The 18,447-nt window shown below is 38.4% G+C and carries 21 protein-coding genes; 6 read left to right on the forward strand and 15 right to left on the reverse strand.

The features are described from left to right. Window positions 1-36: 36 nt before the first annotated feature. Window positions 37-642 carry a peroxiredoxin gene (locus I6F47_RS00335; protein ID WP_007378637.1) on the reverse strand — a complete coding sequence of 202 codons (606 nt, stop codon included), beginning with the start codon at window positions 640-642 and terminating at the stop codon, window positions 37-39. Window positions 643-1,006: 364 nt separating this feature from the next. Continuing rightward, window positions 1,007-1,720 carry a fatty acid metabolism transcriptional regulator FadR gene (fadR, locus tag I6F47_RS00340; protein ID WP_004335692.1) on the reverse strand — a complete coding sequence of 238 codons (714 nt, stop codon included), beginning with the start codon at window positions 1,718-1,720 and terminating at the stop codon, window positions 1,007-1,009. Window positions 1,721-2,263: 543 nt separating this feature from the next. Here fadR and dsbB point away from each other — a divergent pair. After that, window positions 2,264-2,782 (forward strand): disulfide bond formation protein DsbB, encoded by a 519-nt coding sequence (gene dsbB / locus I6F47_RS00345; protein WP_007584117.1) that lies wholly within the window; start codon window positions 2,264-2,266, stop codon window positions 2,780-2,782. A gap of 1 nt (window position 2,783) precedes the next feature. Then, a complete protein-coding gene (locus tag I6F47_RS00350) occupies window positions 2,784-3,086 on the forward strand; it encodes a DUF6170 family protein (protein ID WP_010553884.1) in 303 nt (100 codons plus the stop codon). A 24-nt stretch (window positions 3,087-3,110) separates the two neighbouring features. Here I6F47_RS00350 and I6F47_RS00355 read toward each other — a convergent pair whose 3' ends face one another. Further along, on the reverse strand, window positions 3,111-3,407 hold the full coding sequence (locus I6F47_RS00355; protein WP_024589927.1) for a ComEA family DNA-binding protein: 297 nt from the start codon (window positions 3,405-3,407) through the stop codon (window positions 3,111-3,113). A 313-nt stretch (window positions 3,408-3,720) separates the two neighbouring features. On the opposite strand from I6F47_RS00355, the gene I6F47_RS00360 reads away from it, so the two are divergent. Beyond that, the gene (locus tag I6F47_RS00360; RefSeq protein WP_007584105.1) at window positions 3,721-4,038 is read left to right on the forward strand and encodes a YebG family protein; all 318 of its coding nucleotides are present in this window, start codon (window positions 3,721-3,723) and stop codon (window positions 4,036-4,038) included. 274 nt (window positions 4,039-4,312) lie between these two features. On the opposite strand, the gene putP is transcribed toward I6F47_RS00360, so the two are convergent. Continuing rightward, window positions 4,313-5,791: a sodium/proline symporter PutP gene (gene putP / locus I6F47_RS00365; RefSeq protein WP_101217622.1), complete on the reverse strand. Its 1,479-nt coding sequence runs from the start codon at window positions 5,789-5,791 to the stop codon at window positions 4,313-4,315. Window positions 5,792-6,123: 332 nt separating this feature from the next. Between putP and I6F47_RS00370 the strand changes: the two genes are divergently transcribed. After that, window positions 6,124-7,350, forward strand: coding sequence for an EAL and HDOD domain-containing protein (locus tag I6F47_RS00370; RefSeq protein ID WP_007584100.1), 1,227 nt, complete (start codon window positions 6,124-6,126; stop codon window positions 7,348-7,350). Between the two features lie 62 nt (window positions 7,351-7,412). On the opposite strand, the gene I6F47_RS00375 is transcribed toward I6F47_RS00370, so the two are convergent. Genes I6F47_RS00375 through ccmA form a run of 10 tightly spaced genes read right to left on the reverse strand, consistent with a single transcriptional unit; the run spans window position 7,413 to window position 15,130 of the window. Then, a complete protein-coding gene (locus I6F47_RS00375; protein ID WP_007585858.1) occupies window positions 7,413-8,144 on the reverse strand; it encodes an MlaA family lipoprotein in 732 nt (243 codons plus the stop codon). A gap of 9 nt (window positions 8,145-8,153) precedes the next feature. Beyond that, entirely contained in the window at window positions 8,154-9,404 is a 1,251-nt protein-coding gene (gene ccmI, locus I6F47_RS00380; RefSeq protein ID WP_024589929.1) for a c-type cytochrome biogenesis protein CcmI, read from the reverse strand. Next, complete coding sequence (locus tag I6F47_RS00385; RefSeq protein ID WP_024589930.1) at window positions 9,405-9,866, reverse strand: cytochrome c-type biogenesis protein; 462 nt, start codon at window positions 9,864-9,866, stop codon at window positions 9,405-9,407. It abuts the gene before it with no gap. Continuing rightward, on the reverse strand, window positions 9,866-10,435 hold the full coding sequence (locus tag I6F47_RS00390) for a redoxin family protein (protein WP_007585852.1): 570 nt from the start codon (window positions 10,433-10,435) through the stop codon (window positions 9,866-9,868). The genes I6F47_RS00385 and I6F47_RS00390 overlap by 1 nt, the downstream gene beginning before the upstream one ends. Further along, window positions 10,432-12,402: a heme lyase CcmF/NrfE family subunit gene (locus I6F47_RS00395; protein ID WP_024589932.1), complete on the reverse strand. Its 1,971-nt coding sequence runs from the start codon at window positions 12,400-12,402 to the stop codon at window positions 10,432-10,434. The genes I6F47_RS00390 and I6F47_RS00395 overlap by 4 nt, the downstream gene beginning before the upstream one ends. 2 nt (window positions 12,403-12,404) lie before the next feature. After that, window positions 12,405-12,884: a cytochrome c maturation protein CcmE gene (gene ccmE / locus I6F47_RS00400; protein ID WP_007585848.1), complete on the reverse strand. Its 480-nt coding sequence runs from the start codon at window positions 12,882-12,884 to the stop codon at window positions 12,405-12,407. Next, a complete protein-coding gene (gene ccmD, locus I6F47_RS00405; RefSeq protein ID WP_007585846.1) occupies window positions 12,881-13,084 on the reverse strand; it encodes a heme exporter protein CcmD in 204 nt (67 codons plus the stop codon). Before ccmD ends, ccmE begins: the two co-directional genes overlap by 4 nt. Window positions 13,085-13,086: 2 nt before the next feature. Next, the gene (locus I6F47_RS00410; RefSeq protein ID WP_007585844.1) at window positions 13,087-13,824 is read right to left on the reverse strand and encodes a heme ABC transporter permease; all 738 of its coding nucleotides are present in this window, start codon (window positions 13,822-13,824) and stop codon (window positions 13,087-13,089) included. After that, the gene (gene ccmB / locus I6F47_RS00415) at window positions 13,824-14,510 is read right to left on the reverse strand and encodes a heme exporter protein CcmB (RefSeq protein WP_024608159.1); all 687 of its coding nucleotides are present in this window, start codon (window positions 14,508-14,510) and stop codon (window positions 13,824-13,826) included. The genes I6F47_RS00410 and ccmB overlap by 1 nt, the downstream gene beginning before the upstream one ends. After that, window positions 14,510-15,130, reverse strand: coding sequence for a cytochrome c biogenesis heme-transporting ATPase CcmA (gene ccmA / locus I6F47_RS00420; protein ID WP_076915509.1), 621 nt, complete (start codon window positions 15,128-15,130; stop codon window positions 14,510-14,512). Before ccmA ends, ccmB begins: the two co-directional genes overlap by 1 nt. Before the next feature lie 113 nt (window positions 15,131-15,243). Here ccmA and fliK point away from each other — a divergent pair, with 113 nt between their 5' ends. Together fliK and I6F47_RS00430 are read left to right on the forward strand one after the other, a co-directional pair. Continuing rightward, entirely contained in the window at window positions 15,244-17,703 is a 2,460-nt protein-coding gene (fliK, locus tag I6F47_RS00425; RefSeq protein ID WP_197183140.1) for a flagellar hook-length control protein FliK, read from the forward strand. A 2-nt stretch (window positions 17,704-17,705) separates the two neighbouring features. Next, the gene (locus I6F47_RS00430) at window positions 17,706-18,014 is read left to right on the forward strand and encodes an EscU/YscU/HrcU family type III secretion system export apparatus switch protein (RefSeq protein ID WP_024589934.1); all 309 of its coding nucleotides are present in this window, start codon (window positions 17,706-17,708) and stop codon (window positions 18,012-18,014) included. A gap of 31 nt (window positions 18,015-18,045) precedes the next feature. Here the strand turns inward: I6F47_RS00430 and I6F47_RS00435 are convergent, their stop codons facing one another. After that, window positions 18,046-18,447: a DUF2802 domain-containing protein gene (locus I6F47_RS00435; RefSeq protein WP_007585829.1), complete on the reverse strand. Its 402-nt coding sequence runs from the start codon at window positions 18,445-18,447 to the stop codon at window positions 18,046-18,048.

Raw genomic sequence — 18,447 nt, forward strand, 5'->3', positions numbered from 1 at the left:
AATTGGCGGTTTTTTTATTTAAAACTAAGGGCTAAATTATAGCTCGCCTTCGTTTTCAGATAAGAACTTAGCAACGCCTTCAGGGCTTGCGTCCATACCTTTTTTGCCTTCAGTCCAACCAGCAGGACATACTTCACCGTGTTCAGTGTGGAACGCTAGCGCGTCAACCATGCGAAGCATTTCGTCGATGTTACGACCTAGTGGTAAATCGTTCACTACTTGGTGACGTACATTGCCTTCTTCGTCGATTAAGAATGAACCACGAAATGCAACACCTGCTTCTGGATGCTCAACGTCATACGCTTTACAAATTTCGTGTTTAACATCTGCAACTAGTGCGTATTGAACTTTACCAATACCGCCGTCTGCAACAGCAGTGTTACGCCATGCGTTATGTGAGAATTGTGAATCGATAGAAACACCAATTACTTCTACGCCACGCTTTTGAAACTCTTCAAAACGCTTATCAAATGCAATAAGTTCAGAAGGACATACAAACGTGAAATCTAGTGGGTAAAAGAAGATAACTGCTTTTTTACCTTTAATTGTTTCATGAAGGTTATAGCTATCTACAATTTCACCGTTACCAAGAACAGCTGCAGCGGTAAAGTCTGGTGCCTGGCGGCCTACTAATACACCCATTTTATTCTCCAAATATTTTGAGTTTGTTTTCAATTGCTTTCGCAATGCTGGTACTTATATGGGCGCTAAAAATTAAAAACCAATAGCGCACACATATAATTAATTGGCATTCTAAAGTTATTCACTACAAAAGAACAATCGCATTTAACGATGTGAGCAATCGAAAATAACGAACACTTACAACTTGCACTAATCTGCTTGAATAATAGGTCTATTTTGAAGTGTAAATTGCGTTGTAATTAGATAGAACTTTTGACGTTACTGAAGAAAGCTTAATACATTAAATTGTTTAAAAATTCATATAATGCGGTATTAATTTTTACAGCTACAAAAAAACCTGCAAATGCAGGTTTCTCGTTTAAATTTAATCCATTATATCTGAGGGCATATCGCCTCGAATTTTTTGCCAAATCTCACCTGTTTGATGACCGTATTTACGCATCATCGAAATAGCACCATCGTGCTCTTTATTTTCTGCCAAGATTGTTAAATCTTTATAAAACTGACGAGCAAGTTCACGAGTTCCAGCATCAGAGAAGTAATGACAACCAATCTTTGAATAAAAGCCTCTAAAACCGTTGAGTATTAATACATAAATACGGTTATTACCCGCAACGGCTAATTCATGATGAACTTTGTAATCGTAGTCAGCAAATGCCTGCGCAGTATCTTCTAGCTCATGACTTTGTGATAAAATTTCAATTACACGTTCAGGATTTAACTTAATTGCAGCACGTGTATAAATAGCACTAATATTAGTACGTGCAGATAAAAGCTGATCTGTCAGCTCAGGCATCTTGTCTTCATCTAAGCGCGCTAGTGTTTCAAGAATATTTAAGCCAGACGTTTCCCAAAAGTTATTTACTTTTGTTGGTTTACCATGCTGAATTGTTAACCAACCATCACGTGCTAAACGCTGTAATACTTCTCTCAAGGTCGTTCTTGTTACACCAATTAACTCTGAAAGTTCTCGCTCGGCAGGTAGAATTGAACCTGGAGGGAAATCGCCGTTCCAAATAGATTCAACTATATATTCTTCAGCAAATCCTGCTGGGCTTTTCGCTTTAAAAATTCTCATCCAGTTCCCACTCGAATTAATCAACACTCATCGTTTTACACGAATAACTGACTGATTGTACCAGACGAAGCATAACTAACAAGTAAAGTCAGGTATATTAATAAGCAAATGAGTAGAAATTAAAGATTAATAAATAATAAAATTTAGGTTTTTCTAATATAGCTACAATGTATAAATATACAGAGCAATATTCATTGTAGGTACATTGTAATTATTGGTATTTTTTATTTACACCATACCTAGCTTAATCAACTTAAAACACATAAGTACATTAAAAAGGAACACCTATGCAACAGAGCGTTCTAACCGCAACTTTAAAGAATTGATTAGGCAATGTACCATGTAGTATAAGTAAGCGATATAACTAAGCTTATGTATCAATGGGAACTAAGTAGAGCGTCATGTAGCCTCTGCTGAGGCTGCATTGAGTGGTCAATAATTTCATCTTATAAAAAGCGACTTCGGTAGCTTTTTTTTCCTTTTTGTTGCCGCATACATTATCCTAGGTCATAATCTAACGTCTTATTTAAACGCGGAATTTTTATGAACTGGCTTGCCCAATTACCCACCCAACGTACCCCGTGGCTTTTATTTACAGCTATCGTTTTTTTACTTGAAGTGACCGCCCTTTTCTTTCAATACCAAATGGGATTGGCGCCTTGCATAATGTGCATATATCAACGTACAGCCGTACTGGGTCTATTAGGCGCAGGAATCGTAGGTTCGACTAAACCACAGAGCAAAGCAGTTCGTATATTAGCGTATGTAATTTGGGGTGTATCGAGTGTTTGGGGATATTTAATTGCTCGCGAGCATATTGATATGCAAACCACCACAGACCCTTTTGCATTTAGCTGTGAGTTTGAACCAAACTTCCCATCGTTTATGCCGTTACATGAATGGATACCTAGCTTTTTTCAGGCGACCGGGGATTGTGGAAATATAGATTGGCAGTTTGTTGGTTTGAGCATGCCTGCTTGGATGGAAATTATATTTGGGATTTTCTCACTAACACTATTTATTATAGTTATTGGCCGTTTATTAATTAAAAAGTCGATTTGATATGTTTACATTTTTTTCAAGCCAATTAGATGAGCTTAAACATCTAAAAGTACGCAAGCGCCAAGACGTAATAGCACTTTCTTTAAGTATGTTATCGCCAACTGATAAAGTGTTACTGCGTATTATTAAATTAATATTACTAAGTCCACTATTTTTAATATTCACGGTATTTAAAGGTTGGATATTAATCCCGTTTTTGATACTCGGCGGACTTTGCTACCCACTTTTAACAACACCTATTGAAATCAACTTTGCTAAAAAACACTTAAGCGATGCATTAAAACAATTTAATCAGGGCGCATAGCGCCCTGATTGTTATCTACTGCTATTAAAGTGAAATTTTCCCCTCTAATTTGGCTAATAGTTTTTTACCAATTCCTTTAACTTGCGATAAATCACTAACGCTTTTAAATTCGCCGTTTTCTTCACGGTAATCCACAATTGCCTGCGCTTTTTTCTTACCTATACCCGGTAGCTTAGCAAGCATATCTGCATCAGCATTATTTATACTAATTGTCTCAACTTGAGGCATTTGCTTAGTTACTTCCGATAATTGTGCATATACGGTAGTTGCAGGTAGTAAGCATAATAAGCTTATTATGAATAAATTTTTTAACGTTTTCATCAAACTTGTCCCTATTCTTCTTTTCTTAATTTTGAATGTTGCTTAGGAAAACCAAAAAGTAAGGAACTGAAAAGCTCATCATTTAAAGTGTACCTAAACGCATTATCACTATGATCCGAAATCCTGAAAATGCAGCTGGTACAACAAGTGATTGCTTAACTAAAGTAAAGTTACCGTTTTTTGTCAAATTTAAGACACCTAAAAATTAATACTTCGCGCTTGCAAATTTACGCCCAAACCATTACTGTACATAAAAACAGTAATCTAATGGTTTTTACAAACCACGGTGCCAAGCAATTTTTCAGGAGAAATCATGGCTGTTGTTGTTAAATATGTTGTAGAACGAAACGGAGTCGAGCGTATGACGTTTACTACCAAAAAAGAAGCTGATGCTTATGACAAGATGCTCGATATAGCAGAATCACTTGAGCTAATGCTAGAAAAGGTAGACGTACCGCTTAGTGAGCAACAAATTGAATCACTTGCTTTAGAAATAGCGAAAAGCAAAGATGACTTTATGACCATATTAAAGGGCGGCAAAGATCCAGTTGTTACCAAAGCGCCAGCAAAAAGTAAAAAGTCAGATAACGTTGCGTCAATTGAAGATAACAACGATAAAAAAGCAAGTTAACTCGTAGATTGCCCTCTCCTCGGACGGGACAAACTAAATAAAAAAGGGAGCAACTTAGTTGCTCCCTTTTTTATTATACCAATTCGCTTAATTAAGTGATCTATTTTGAGGGTGGAAAAACGTGTTGATAGCTAGGCAAAAAATTGATATTTAGTTGTTCTAAATGATAATTTTTTAACGCCGGTAGCAACACGTTTAGCACCGCAAAATGATTAAGTATTATCGCGGATTGGTATTACTTACTACTCATTTTAAAATGAATAGTAATTGCTATTTAAAGCTCTTTTTCTACTTCATCAAATAAAGCAGTGATGTTTTGCTCTGGCTCTTTTGTTACTAAGCTAACAACAACAATTGCGATACTCGCTAAAATAAAGCCAGGTACTATTTCATACATAAAGCTACTTAAACTTTCACCATTAATAGTAAACGGACCATAAATCCAAACAAGCACTGTAAACGCACCTACTAACATACCAGATAAGGCGCCAGCAAAATTCATACGTTTCCAATAAAGGCTAAACAATACAAGAGGTCCAAAAGCAGCACCAAAGCCTGCCCATGCATTACTTACTAGGTCTAAAATAGAGCTATCTCTATCGTACGCTAAATAAATTGCAAACAGGGCAACAAATGCAACGCTAATTCGACCAACAGTAACTAATTCAAAGTCGCTAGCATCTTTACGTAAAAATGTTTTATATAAATCTTCAGTCAATGAACTTGAGCTTACTAGCAATTGCGATGAGATAGTACTCATGATAGCAGCCAAAATTGCAGCTAGTAAAAAGCCAGCAATAAGTGGATGGAACAATAACTCAGAAAGAATTAGGAAAATCGTTTCAGGATCTTCAACTACAATATTATTCTCATAAGTATAAGCAGCACCAAATATACCAGTACCAACAGCACCAAGGGCAGCAACAATCATCCATGTCATACCAATACGGCGAGCTTTAGGCATATCCTTAACACTACGTACCGACATAAAACGAACGATGATATGTGGTTGACCAAAATAACCTAAACCCCATGCCATTGCAGAAATAATACCTAATGCAGAGCCTGCTCCAATCCAGTTAAGCATATCTGGATTTACACTATGTAAAGTAGATTCTAGAGGTTGTTCAAGTAAAGAGTATGCAACGGTAGGCACTAGAATCAGCGCGATGAACATAATACAACCTTGCACGAAATCAGTTAAGCTAACCGCTAAAAAACCACCAAACAAAGTGTATAAAACAACGACACCCGTTGTAATGTATAAACCCACTTCATAACTTAAACCAAATGAGCTTTCAAACAATTTTCCGCCGGCTACAACACCAGATGACGTGTAAAGAGTAAAGAAGACTATAATCACAACAGCTGATACAACACGTAATAAGTTTGACTTATCATTGAAGCGATTTGAGAAGTAATCTGGGATTGTTATAGAGTCATTTGCTTTTTCAGTGTACACACGTAATCTAGGTGCAACTAACAGGTAATTTAACCAAGCACCAATCACCAAACCAATTGCTATCCATGTACTACTAAAACCAGTAACAAACATCGCACCAGGTAGGCCCATTAAAATCCAGCCACTCATGTCAGATGCACCTGCAGATAGTGCAGCAACACTTGGTGATAGATTTCGTCCACCTAACATGTAACCTGATACATCGCCAGTAGATTGCTTATATGCATATAGTCCGATACCTAACATTACAACAAAATATAATGCTAGTGAAATAATCATTCCTGTTTCCAAATTAGCCTCCGCATAATTATTAATAACAGGCTCTTGATCCGAATATTGACTCTTAAAATATTATAATAAAGACACTATTAGGATAAAAACCATTCTCGCTGACTATATCATGCCTAACAATAAAATCTCCAACTTGTTGCTTCCAGCTGATACAAAAATACTCATGTTGAATAATTTTAAAGCGAATTGGTAAAATATAATAAATTAAATAGAAGAAACACCTTAATTTATAATGATAATTTATTAATCATGCAAATATACGTAATGCTATTTTGAATCTTTTGCCATATATTATTACAATACCCAATTACATCACTCTTACGGAACTGTTTATGTATTTTTACGCTGCACGTCAACCGATTTTAGATAGAGATAAAAAACTTATCGGTTATGAGCTTTTATTTCGTGATGGCGTTGATAACGTATTTCCCGATATAGATGGTGACGAAGCAACAACACGACTTATAGAGGGTAGCCAGTTTAATTTTGGTTTAGAAGATTTAACCGACAATAAACCTGCTTATATAAACTTCACCCTAGAAACACTATCAAAGGGTTACCCTACACTACTAGGTAAAGACACTATAGTTGTAGAAATACTTGAAACTATCCAGCCTGGTAAGCGTTTATTAGCTATCGTTAAAGATTTAAAAGATAAAGGTTACACTATTGCTCTTGATGACTACATTCATCAACCTGTATGGCGTCATTTTTACCCATTTATTGATATTATTAAAATAGACTTTTTAGCATCCGATATAGATACAATAAAAACGGTTCTAAACGATTTAAAACCGCACTCACATATTAAGTTACTTGCCGAAAAAGTAGAAACCTATGAAATTTACCAACAAGCTTTAGAGCTTGGGTTTGATTATTTCCAAGGATTTTTCTTCTCAAAACCTGAAATGGTACAAAGTAAGGCTCTACCACCATCAGAAATGGCATTAGCTGAATTACTTTACGAAACATCAAGTGTTGATATGGATCTTAAGAAAATCACTGATGTGTTTGAACGTGATGTAAACCTATCTTATAAATTACTTAGGTATTCAAATTCTGCCGCATTTGCAAGACGCGCAGAAATAAGTACCATTAAGCAAGCTCTTATAGTGCTTGGCGCCAACGAAATTAAAAAGCTATTGTCACTACTGTTTGCAGCACAAGTATCAGCAGATAAACCTGTAGAGCTAATAAGGCTATCGCTTACGCGCGCTCGATTTGCTGAATTGCTCGCTATATCCCATGGGCAGTTTAAAGATACCGGCATGGCATTTTTAACCGGTATGATGTCGCTAATGGATGCAATTTTGGATGAGAGCATGGAAAGCGTGATGAAAAAGCTTCCACTTTCTAATGACATAAAAGCAGCGCTATTAAACGATGAAGGCTTGCTAGCAAAATATTTAAACTTAGTTAAATACTACGAGCAAGCAAACTGGTCAGCTGCAAACGAGCTAACGAAAGAACTAAATCTAGGTGAAAAAGTTCCCGATGCTTATCATGAAGCGCTAGCTTGGGTTAATGAACAAATGCAGTTAGTAGTGAACGAAAAATAAATATATAAACAGCAAATAAAAACGCCAGCATTTAGCTGGCGTTTTTATGAGTGGCTTTTCAATTATAAACTTTCTAAAAAGTCTTCATCAAAATCAGCTGGCTCTTCTTTTATAGGTGGGTTGCCATCGTACAGCTCATAAATTTGACGCTGGAAGTAAATATCTTTTACAAATAAGTACGGATCAAGTGAATCATTTAATAACCCTTCTTGTGGGATTAATGATGCACGTGCCTCAACTGCTTTTAAAACAAACACTAGAATAGTTTGTGGAGTCGTTAGCGCAACTTCAGGTAATACAAAGTTGTCGACTACATCACCGGTCAGGTTACGTGCTGTTGTAGGACCCATGCCAGGTAGCATTAAATAAGCGCCATCACCCACGCCCCATACACCTAACGTTTGTCCAAAGTCTTCATCTACAATTTCAAGACCAAGTGAACTGGCAACATCAAAAATACCAAAAATACCAACCGTAGAGTTAACTAAAAAACGCGCTAAGCTCACACTTGCATTACCCGGCTTACCTTGCAAACCCGCATTAATCATATCGACAGGTGCTGTAATATTACCTGTGAAATTAACAATACCATTTCTTACCGGTACAGGCGTTACTTCAACATAACCTACAGCAACTGGGCGCAATAAATAAGCATCCAGTACATCCATATTAAAGTCGTATAACGGACGATTAATACTTTGCAGCGGATCTCTGTCATCTACTTTGCTTTGTGGTACTTGAGCACACCCGGCTAGTATCAATAAACATAAAAAAGTAAAACTGTGTTTTAACATCTAACGTCCTTAAGGTATTAATGTATCAATTTGAAGTTGGTAGTCACTTACACTTTCACGCTTTAACGACTCTGAATGACCTTCTAGCTCACCAGAACTTGGCATAACCGAGTCATCTATAGAAATACGCGCCGAAATAATAATATTTTCTGCACTAGATAAGTTAAGCCCTGCAACCATTGCACTACTATCACTCAACTCAACTGTAATTGGAAATGAATATTTAGCGAGTTTAACAGCAGCTAATGGCATTGGCGAACCACTTGCTGCTTTTGCAAATATAAACAAGATACCGTCTTTTGGCTGTTTATCTATAAGCTCTTTTGCAATGTCGACTGTAACTGCAATAGCACCCGTTGTAGTAACTGGCATAACAGAACCTTCCGCTCGCATTTGCTTCTCTATATCAGCAATACGCTCAGAGATCATGCTATAACGAGAATCATTTTTTTCCATACTCGCAAGTAAAACTTCAAATGCAGCTTTGGCTTGAGGCCAATCTTTACGCTCATAAGCAATGAGTGCTAATAACGAAATTGCATCTAAATTGGTAGGCTCTACTTTTAGTACTTTTGAGAGCATACCTGCCGCACGGGTCATATTAGCTTCGCTACCTTCTAGCAATAAAACTTGGCTGTAACTAATAAGTACCTGCATATTATCAGGATTCATACGAAGTGCTTTATCAAATGACTGCTGCGCCATGTCAAATTCATTAAGCGACATAGCAACTCGTCCAAGTAGCATCCAAGCGACTTCGTCATCACCTGAGCGGCTAAGCTTTGTACGAAGTGCCAATGCAAAAGCCTGCAGCTCATTTTGGCTAAGCGGCTCACCTTTTTGCATTACAGCACGCTCGCCGTAATCAGCTAAATTATCCATTGCATCATGCCAAGCCGAAATTTGCTGCTGGCTACCCGTTAAACCATAAAAAACACCTGTTAGAGCAAGAACAAATGCGCCACCAGTTAAAGCAAAAATACGATTATTACCTTTGCTGTTTAGTGATTTTTCTGGTGATAACTCATTCAATAAACGGCGTTTTAATTCAATAATTGATTCTGCATGATTTACGGTATCAATACGCTGATTATCTAAATCGGTTTGTAAATCAACTAAACGCTGCTCATAAATGCTAATTAGCTCAGCATTGGCGTTATGAGTAATTGTTTGAACGCGCTCTTTTTTTAAAAAAGGCAACATCACAAACCCAAGAGCAACCAGTGTGAGTAAAGCAAAACACGCCCACATTAAAATCATTTAACTTTGCTCCTGACGTTTATTTTGTTCAATTAGCTTCGTTAACAGCATTTCGTCGTCACTGCTCCACGTTTGTTTTACTGATGCTTTTCGCTGGCGAATAACAATAAAACCAAAGCCGACTATGACAATTAATACAGGTAATACCCAAAGTACTAAAGTCGCTGGTGTAACTGGTGGGTCGTAATGAACAAAATAGCCAAAGCGGTCAATCATGTAATCAATCACTTCGTCTTTGCTCTTACCTTCTTTAACCAATACGAGCACTTTATCGCGCAAGTCTTTAGCAACAACAGCGTCAGAATCCGCAATGTTTTGATTTTGACACTTAGGACAGCGCAGCTCTTTAGTTAGCTCTTCAAACAATATTGCTTGTTTGTTGTTATCAAATTGATAGCGATCTTGCTCTGCAAACGCACTGATGCTTACAAAAAGGCTAAGCGTAAGTAGTAACCATTTCATTATTTAAGCTCCTGCATAATTGGCGCAAATTTGGCTCGCCATACTCGCGGGTTTATATCGCCCGTGTGATGCAACAAAATAGTGCCGTTTTTATCGACTAAAAATGTTTCAGGCGCACCCGAAACACCTAAATCCAACGACAAAGTACGATGTAAATCCAAGATATTAAATTGATATGGGTCACCCGCACGTTGTAGCATATCGCTCACTTCGGTGCGAAGTGATTGCATATCAAAAGGGCCATCAAAGTCAGCGTCGTAACCTTGTACGTAATAAAGCCCAATAATTTTAACGCCTTGCTCACGTAACTTAGTTAAATAACCAAGTTCAACTAAACATGTTGGGCACCAAGTACCCCATACATTTAGTAAGTAAACTTCGCCTTTTAAAGACTCGTTAGTCCACGGCTTATTGTCTTGCATTAAATCAGGTAGATTAAATGCTGGCATTTCTTGACCTAACCGACCCGTTTGAATTTCACGAGGATTAGCAAAAAGGCCTTGGTATAAAAATACACACACAAAAGCAAATACTAAAAGCGGCGCAATAGCTAAAATTTTACGGTTCATAAAACATTCTCCGATGCAGCTCTACGCGCTGTTTTAGCTGATGTACGGTAGCGTTTATCAAATAAAATCATAAATCCAGCTAGGGAAATAAGCACACCACCAATCCACATCCAACGAACAAACGGTTTATGATAAATGCGAAGTGACCATGCACCTTGGCTCAACTGCTCACCTAACGCTAAGTATAAATCACGTGTAAAGCCTGCATCTATTGCCGCCTCGGTCATAAACTGCATACCAATATCATACTTACGCTTTTCGGCGTGTAAGCGTGTTACTAGCTCATTGTTTTTAAGCACCGATACAACACCAGCATGACCACTGTAGTTCGGCCCGCGAATAGTTTTAACACCATCAAAGCGGTATTCATACTCGTTAAGCTGAACTGTGTCGCCTTGTTTCATCGATACGTCACGCTCAACTGAATATGCTGATGTAAGCGTTACACCTGCAATAACAAACGAAATACCAATATGCCCAAGCACCATAGCCCAGTAACTTACACCTAAGCGTTTTAAACCTTCTTTTAAGGTGCCGTGTACAGCAGATTTAGTATAAATGTCGATCCCAGTTGATATTGCAATCCAAACCGCAAGCGTAGTGGCTAGTAGCGTAAGTGGTTTTACTAAATCGTAACTTGAAAACAACCAAGCACAGGTAATCACTACACTGGCTAATACGCCCATTAATATTTTGTTTTGTAAGAAAGCCCATTTATTTTGCTTCCAGCGTAAAAATGGCCCTATCCCCATCAAAATAGCAAACGGCACTAAAATTATTGCAAACATCTTATTAAAAAACGGTTCGCCAATAGAAATACTGCCCAAGCCCATTTCTTTATGAACCATAGGTAATAAAGTACCCAGCAATACGATTAATGTAGCAACTACTAAAAATATATTATTGAGCCATAACGCCACTTCGCGTGATACAAACTTGTATCGACCTTCACTATGTACTTGCGATACACGCAGTGCATATAACGCTAAGCCACCACCTACAACTATGCCTAAAAAGGCGAGTATAAATAAGCCTCTATCAGGGTCTGTTGCAAAAGCATGTACCGATACAATAATACCCGAGCGCACAATAAATGTGCCTAATAAGCTCAATGAAAATGCTGCTATAGCAAGTAATACGGTCCACGATTTAAACACACCGCGTTTTTCAGTTACGCTTAACGAGTGCAGTAATGCGGTCGCAACAAGCCATGGCATTAATGATGCGTTTTCTACTGGATCCCAAAACCACCAGCCACCCCAGCCAAGTTCTGAGTATGCCCACCAGCTACCAATTGTAATACCTAGTGTTAAAAAGCCCCACGCAGTCATTGTCCAAGGACGTGACCATTTAGCCCACGTGTTATCAAGCTTGCCAGTTAATAGCGCAGCAATAGCAAAAGAGAAAGCAACTGATAGCCCTACATAACCCATGTAGAGTAATGGCGGGTGAATAATCATGCCCGGATCTTGAAGTAACGGATTTAAATCACGCCCTTCTACCGGGAAATAAGGAAGTAGGCGCTCAAACGGGCTTGAAAGTAGTAAGGTGTACATCATAAAACCTACACCTAAAAAACCAAGTACGCCCAATACTCGGGCACGTAGCACCCAAGGGAGTGATTTAGAACGCGCAGCAACAACGGCAGTCCAACCAGCTTGCATTACTAACCACAGTAAAATAGCGCCTTCATGGCCGCCCCATGTAGAGGTGATTTTGTAATACCAAGGTAGCGTACTACTTGAATGATATGCCACATACGATACGGTAAAATCATCCGTTACACTGGCGTAAATAAGTGCTGCAAAAGAGATTAAAACAAAAGCGAATTGCCCAATTGCTAAAGAGGGAGCTGCACGCATTAATCGAAGATTACCGGTATGCGCGCCCCAAAGAGGAAAAATACACAGTAAAACGCTTAGCACCATGGCAAGCGTTAAAGAAAAATAACCAATTTCTGGGATCATAGCTAATTACCACTATCTAAGTTGTATTTTGGTTTTTCGTGCTTAATACCTTTAACTGCCTCTGCAACTTCTGCTGGCATATATTCTTCGTCATGCTTTGCAAGCACTTCAAATGCTTCAATAACATTAGGTTCGATTAATACGCCCTGCGCTACAATGCCTTGCCCCTCACGAAACAAGTCTGGCAATATGCCTTGATAACGCACGGTCACTAATGGACCTGTATCAATTAGCTTAAAGCTTACTTGTAAGCTCTGTTCATTACGCTCAACCGTGCCTGGTACAACCATGCCACCAATACGTAGCTTTTGGCCAATGAATGGTTTTTCTTTATTAGGCCCTTTGCCATCAATAAGTTCGCTTGGCGTATAAAAAAGATTAATATTTTCTTGAAGTGCATAAAGCACTAAACCAATTGATCCACCAATACCAAACAGTACGGCAATAATTACCAATAGGCGCTTTTTACGTCTTGGATTCATGAGGCTTGTTCCTGTTTAGCTTTTTTAATTCGCGCTTCACGTATTATTTGTTGCTCAACTGAAGCCATAATACGTTTGGTATCTCTTAAAGAGTTCACTAAAATACCGAGTAAAATAAGAGCGCATGTACCAAAAGAAAGCCAGATATAAAACCCATAGCCTCCCATTGCAATAAAATCAGAAAAAGAGTCAAACTGCATAATTACCCCTTATTTAACAACAAACGCACCCACGGTCGGTGCTTTTCGCGTTGTAAAATTTCATTTTTAAGACGAATTAAAGTCACTGTTCCTACAAAAGCAGCAAAGGCTAAAATATTAACCATAAGTGGCCAAAACATACTTGGGTCTATTGCTTTAGTGTCTAGTTTTGTAATGCTTGCGCCTTGGTGTAGCGTATTCCACCACTCAACTGAGTAATGAATAATAGGTAAATTGATTACGCCCACAATCGCTAAAATGGAAGCCGCACGCCCTGCTGACTTCTTATCTTCAAATGCATGGTAAAGCGAAAGCACGCCAAGATATAAAAATAATAAAATAAGTTCAGACGTTAAACGCGCATCCCATACCCACCAAGCACCCCACATAGGTTTACCCCATGCAGCGCCAGTAATAAGCGCTATAGCTGTAATACAAGCACCAACAGGCGCTATAGCAATAACGGCAAGTTCGGCATTTCGTAGTTGCCATACAAGTGCAACAACAGCTGCAATAGCCATTGATGAGTAAGCCCCCATAGACAAAATGGCAGAAGGAACATGAATAAAAATGATACGGTAGCTGTCTTTTTGTTGGTAATCGGCAGGTGCAAAACCAAGCCCCCATACCCATCCAACAATCATACTAACTACAGTAACTACGGCAAAATAAGGCAGTAACGTATTGCATAACTGGTATGCACGCTCTGCTTTAGCATAGGGATGTAACCACTTCCACATTAACTTACACTCACTTTTAAAGCTGACGATATGGCAATTGGTGCGCTAATAATAGCAATAAGTAACATTGCACCAAGGATGGCAAGCTGCCCGCTATAATCCAGCGACATAGAGCTGGTATCGATAGCCGACGTTGCAAAAATCAAAACAGGAATATACAAAGGCAGTACGAGTAAACTCATCAAAATACCCCCTTTTTGTAATCCCACAGTAAGCCCTGCGCCTATTGCGCCAATAAAGCTCAATAGTGGAGTGCCTAATAATAATGTTAAAACAGTCGCTGTTAACGCCGTACTTTCTAGGTTTAACAACAATGCAAATAGCGGCGTCATTAATACAAGCGGTAAACCTGTTACCACCCAGTGAGCAGCCACTTTAGCAAGTACGGTTAACGATAACGGGTAAGACGATGCAATTAACTGCTCCAATGAGCCATCATTAAAATCATCTCTAAACAGTTTATCCAAGCCCAGCATGGTAGAAAGTAATGCGGCAACCCAAATAATTCCCGGTGCCATTCTCGCTAGTAAACCAGGCTCAGGCCCGATTGCTAACGGAAATAATGAAATTACAATTAAGAAGAACAAAATAGGATTTACAATTTCAGCGCGCTGGCGAAACGCAAGTTTTACATCTTTGGTAAATACCGCACTAAATAGCAACCAATAAGAATGTTGACGAGTCATTAGTGACGATACTCCAGTGTAACCGTTTGCAAGTTACTAAAATGGGTCGTTAAGTCTTGGTGAGTCGTTAATAAAATAGCACCACCGCTTTGTAAGTGTTCAGTAAATCGCTGCTGCAAAAAAGCAACACCGCTTTTATCAAGCGCGGTAAATGGCTCATCAAGTACCCATAATTTAGAATCACTTAACCAAAGCCTAACCAAAGCTACACGTCTTTGTTGTCCAGCAGATAACATTCTAACCGGTACATCTTCAAGTCCAACAAGGCCAAGTTGCGCTAAAATGGGATACAAGTCAGGCTGATTTATGTAGCCATTAATTTGTAACCAATGACGAACATTTTCAACTGCACTAAGCTGAGTATTTACACCTGTTTTGTGGCCTATAAAGAGTAGCTCTCTGGCATACTCTTCGTAATACTTAGATATAGGCTGTTCTTGAAATAAAACAGCCCCTTCATCAGGCACAGAAAAGCCTGCGATAATACGCAATAGCGATGTTTTACCAGCCCCATTAGGACCCGCTAATTGCATGATTTGACCGCTATTAAGGCTAAAATTAAGATCCGCAAACAAACAACGATCTTGCTTGATGCAGGTGACGGACTTAATGTGTAACAAGATGACGATTCTCTCTGCCAAAAATTAGGCGTTAGTCTACCATAATGATAGGGTAATACGAATATTGCTTTAAAATCGATTCACTTAAAATAGAGAAAACTTGATTTAAAATAATGAATACGCCAACGCAAATAACATTATCTAATTCATTGGTTATCAATCAATCGACAAACCCTCAAACCAATGAGTTATCGCAATTACCTAATGAGGTACTTGCGGCTAAAAACATTCAATTTTCGAAAGACTCGATTACGCTTGATGTATTTATTGATAAACATTGGCAGACATTAAGACTTGGCACTACAAGCGCACCTCAAAATTTACAAAAAATAGCCAGTGCTAACATACAACTTAGTCCCGATGGCAAACAGCTCAACATCACGCCAAACACTACAACCCTTACTTTAAATCAACCAGTACAATTACAGCGTTTATTAAATTATGTAAGCACGGGCACTGAGGTACAAAGCAAACCAATGGATTTACAAGTGGTTATGTCCCCTACCCCAAAATTAGTAATTGATAAACTTAACGCCAGTATTGCCATAAATAAAGACGTAGCGCAGTTACTTTTAACCGAGCAGCCTTTAAAAGTAGTTGTTAGCACTACTAACAAAGGCGCACAGCTTAATGTTATTAATCGTTTTGCTGATACGGTTCATACGCAACCACTTAGCCAAACTAAACTTACTAAATTACTCGTGGCCTTATTACCTAGTGCGCAACTTCAAGCAACACCTAAACTAGCTATTTTGACTCATCCTCAAAAGTCAGGTTCGTTTACAACGCCTATTACTAATCAACAAGTTAGTGAACTACCCAACACCCCCATTAAAGTAAATTTAGTAAATCAGGCTGATAAATTACTTATTAAAACCGCTACTAATAATATAAAAGTAACGCTTAATAACTCATTTTCTAAACCGTTTAACGAGATACTTTTAGCTCAAAAAAGCAGTGTCCCTGAAATACATTTTTCTGCGTCCACTATTAAAGCAAGCCCACTGCTTACACCTGATAGCCCAATAAAGTCGTGGCTACAAAATAGCTTTAGTGATTTAAAAACGCGAATTAATGATGCAGTTAAATATTTTGAAAGTAAGCCCTTTGCAGCAGCAAATAAATCTGAGTTAATGCCGCCGTCTGGATCATCTGCGATACAAAGGCCGAGCTTAGTTATGCAATTAACAGTATCACCGTTAAATAGAGTTAACATTACCCAAAATGTAAGTACTGCGTTAAATAGTAATACGAGCAATACTTTACCAGAGCACTTTTCAAGACTTCCGCCACTTGTACAATTAACTCAGCAAATAAAAGGAAGTGTTAGTGTTTGGCAATCATCTACAAATATAACAACAGCTAACACGCCAACGCCAACGCCAAATAATATTACTCAAAACGAAGTGGCGAGCGCTAAGCCAAGTAATTTAAACGCGAGTCAATTGAGTGCTCTGAATATTAGTACTAACAGTAAAGTTGATACGTTAATTAAGCCTACAAGTGAAATTGTTACTAAAGGGCAAATAACCTCTTCAGTGCAACCAGTAATAAACGGCAACAATCAAAACAGTGCAAACTCAGCCTCGATTAAAAACATGCTCCCATTAGCAGAGCCGTTATCTAATATTGCCTCTCGTAGTCAAATGCTACAACCAATAGAAGCAAAGCTATTAAGCACACTATTAAAGCTTCCTGATACCACAATCCCTACGGATAGAGTAGCTGGTAACAAACAGCTTTTAAGTAGTCAAATTACTGACATTACAAATAGAGCAACAAAAGAAACGCCCGATTTAACTCGCTTAATTAACCAAGCATTTAATCGCATGGTCTCAAGTAATAATATTAACCCTGCGACCATACGGCGTGAAGTATTAGCCACCTTACAACCATCTCAATTAACGGGTGATATACTACAAAGTAGCTTCACTAAAGGACTTGAACAAGTTGCAGTGAGTATTTTAGCAGCCCCTATAATTAGCCAATCAGTAACACCGATAAGCTTTAATAACCAAACTGGCTTAGATGCACTTTTACAAGTACTCATACCTACTTTTAAAACAGGAAACGCGGGAGCAAAAATACTTGAGCAACTGCAGCAAGCTCAAGTTCAAGCATTGGCTAGCGAAATCGTACAAGTTAAAAACACACTTACCCAAGTAAGTGTTTCAACACCAAATCAACAACCAGACACAAACCCGCTTGCGCAATTTTTATTACCAATGAAATTGCCGCCTGAGGCCGCCCAAACAGAAATAACATTGGGACAATATAAAAAGCCAAGCGCAGATAAATTAGAAGATAAAAATGTATGGTTTGTCAGGTTAAACTTTGATTATGCACAGATTGGGCAGTTACAGATTACCGCTGAGTTAATGGATAAAGCACTCGATTGCCAGCTATTAGCCTCAAGCCAAGAAGTAAGCGCAATTGCTCACCCTCACTTAGATAATTTAAGATCCAAACTAGCTAAGCATGGTTTACAGGTTGGAGAGCTCAACTTAAAGCGAGGTGATGCAAATAATCAGGCGTTTTATAAATCTCATGCAATTATTAATATTAAGGTTTAGTAATGAGTGATACACCTATTAATAAGTCAGCCATTGGGCTTTTATACGAAGCTGGCAACACCCCCACTGTAAGCGTAAAAGGGTTTGGTGAGTTAGCTGACGAAATAATTGCAGCGGCAAAATTAAAAGGAATTATGATCCACGAAGATGCAGCGCTTGCTAAAACGTTGTCGCATTTAAGCTTAGGGGAAGAAATCCCTAAAGAGCTTTATTATGTAATTGCAGAGCTTATTGCGTTTTCGTATGTATTAAGAGGTCAATTTCCGCCAGGCTGGCAAGACTTTCAAGGTAAGTTAAATATTAAAGCGTGAGATTATTTACACGCTTATAACTAAAAAGGCGCTAAGCGCCTTTTTGTTTATGTAGTGAAAATAGTAATTCGGCTTCTGCTCGCGGTAATTCGCATTCGCGTATCACCTCATCGAGGTCCGCACCTAACTCAACCATTTTTACTGCACGAGAGTAAATTTTAGCATCAGGGTCATCGTATTTTTGCGCAGCTTGTTGTTGTATTAAATCTTGATTTTGTTGCTCAACCTCAAGCACTCGCTTACCAATACTTAAAAGCCCTGTTCTAAGCTCTGAAATTTCACTTCGCAAAATATGAGTTTGCTCTGAGCTATCTTTAAGCTGCTGTAATACAGCATTAATTTCATTCACTTGTTTGTTTTTTAATGCAATTATTAGCGCAAGCGATATAAGACCTACCGCTAACGCTGATATAGCTATACTAAGTAACAGCAT

This window comes from Pseudoalteromonas sp. NZS37, assembly GCF_015864265.1.
GTDB classification, from domain to species: domain Bacteria; phylum Pseudomonadota; class Gammaproteobacteria; order Enterobacterales; family Alteromonadaceae; genus Pseudoalteromonas; species Pseudoalteromonas arctica.

Excerpts from the sequence above, each read along its gene's own strand:
- I6F47_RS00390 (WP_007585852.1), bottom strand. The coding sequence starts at position 10,435 with ATGAACCGTAAAATTTTAGCTATTGCGCCGCTTTTAGTATTTGCTTTT.
- I6F47_RS00435 (WP_007585829.1), bottom strand. The coding sequence starts at position 18,447 with ATGCTGTTACTTAGTATAGCTATATCAGCGTTAGCGGTAGGTCTTATA.
- ccmD (WP_007585846.1), bottom strand. The coding sequence starts at position 13,084 with ATGCAGTTTGACTCTTTTTCTGATTTTATTGCAATGGGAGGCTATGGG.
- I6F47_RS00375 (WP_007585858.1), bottom strand. The coding sequence starts at position 8,144 with ATGTTAAAACACAGTTTTACTTTTTTATGTTTATTGATACTAGCCGGG.
- I6F47_RS00370 (WP_007584100.1), top strand. The coding sequence starts at position 6,124 with ATGTATTTTTACGCTGCACGTCAACCGATTTTAGATAGAGATAAAAAA.
- I6F47_RS00350 (WP_010553884.1), top strand. The coding sequence starts at position 2,784 with ATGTTTACATTTTTTTCAAGCCAATTAGATGAGCTTAAACATCTAAAA.
- ccmB (WP_024608159.1), bottom strand. The coding sequence starts at position 14,510 with ATGACTCGTCAACATTCTTATTGGTTGCTATTTAGTGCGGTATTTACC.
- I6F47_RS00335 (WP_007378637.1), bottom strand. The coding sequence starts at position 642 with ATGGGTGTATTAGTAGGCCGCCAGGCACCAGACTTTACCGCTGCAGCT.
- fliK (WP_197183140.1), top strand. The coding sequence starts at position 15,244 with ATGAATACGCCAACGCAAATAACATTATCTAATTCATTGGTTATCAAT.
- I6F47_RS00430 (WP_024589934.1), top strand. The coding sequence starts at position 17,706 with ATGAGTGATACACCTATTAATAAGTCAGCCATTGGGCTTTTATACGAA.
- dsbB (WP_007584117.1), top strand. The coding sequence starts at position 2,264 with ATGAACTGGCTTGCCCAATTACCCACCCAACGTACCCCGTGGCTTTTA.
- I6F47_RS00395 (WP_024589932.1), bottom strand. The coding sequence starts at position 12,402 with ATGATCCCAGAAATTGGTTATTTTTCTTTAACGCTTGCCATGGTGCTA.
- I6F47_RS00355 (WP_024589927.1), bottom strand. The coding sequence starts at position 3,407 with ATGAAAACGTTAAAAAATTTATTCATAATAAGCTTATTATGCTTACTA.
- fadR (WP_004335692.1), bottom strand. The coding sequence starts at position 1,720 with ATGAGAATTTTTAAAGCGAAAAGCCCAGCAGGATTTGCTGAAGAATAT.
- I6F47_RS00410 (WP_007585844.1), bottom strand. The coding sequence starts at position 13,824 with ATGTGGAAGTGGTTACATCCCTATGCTAAAGCAGAGCGTGCATACCAG.
- I6F47_RS00360 (WP_007584105.1), top strand. The coding sequence starts at position 3,721 with ATGGCTGTTGTTGTTAAATATGTTGTAGAACGAAACGGAGTCGAGCGT.
- I6F47_RS00385 (WP_024589930.1), bottom strand. The coding sequence starts at position 9,866 with ATGAAATGGTTACTACTTACGCTTAGCCTTTTTGTAAGCATCAGTGCG.
- ccmE (WP_007585848.1), bottom strand. The coding sequence starts at position 12,884 with ATGAATCCAAGACGTAAAAAGCGCCTATTGGTAATTATTGCCGTACTG.
- ccmI (WP_024589929.1), bottom strand. The coding sequence starts at position 9,404 with ATGATTTTAATGTGGGCGTGTTTTGCTTTACTCACACTGGTTGCTCTT.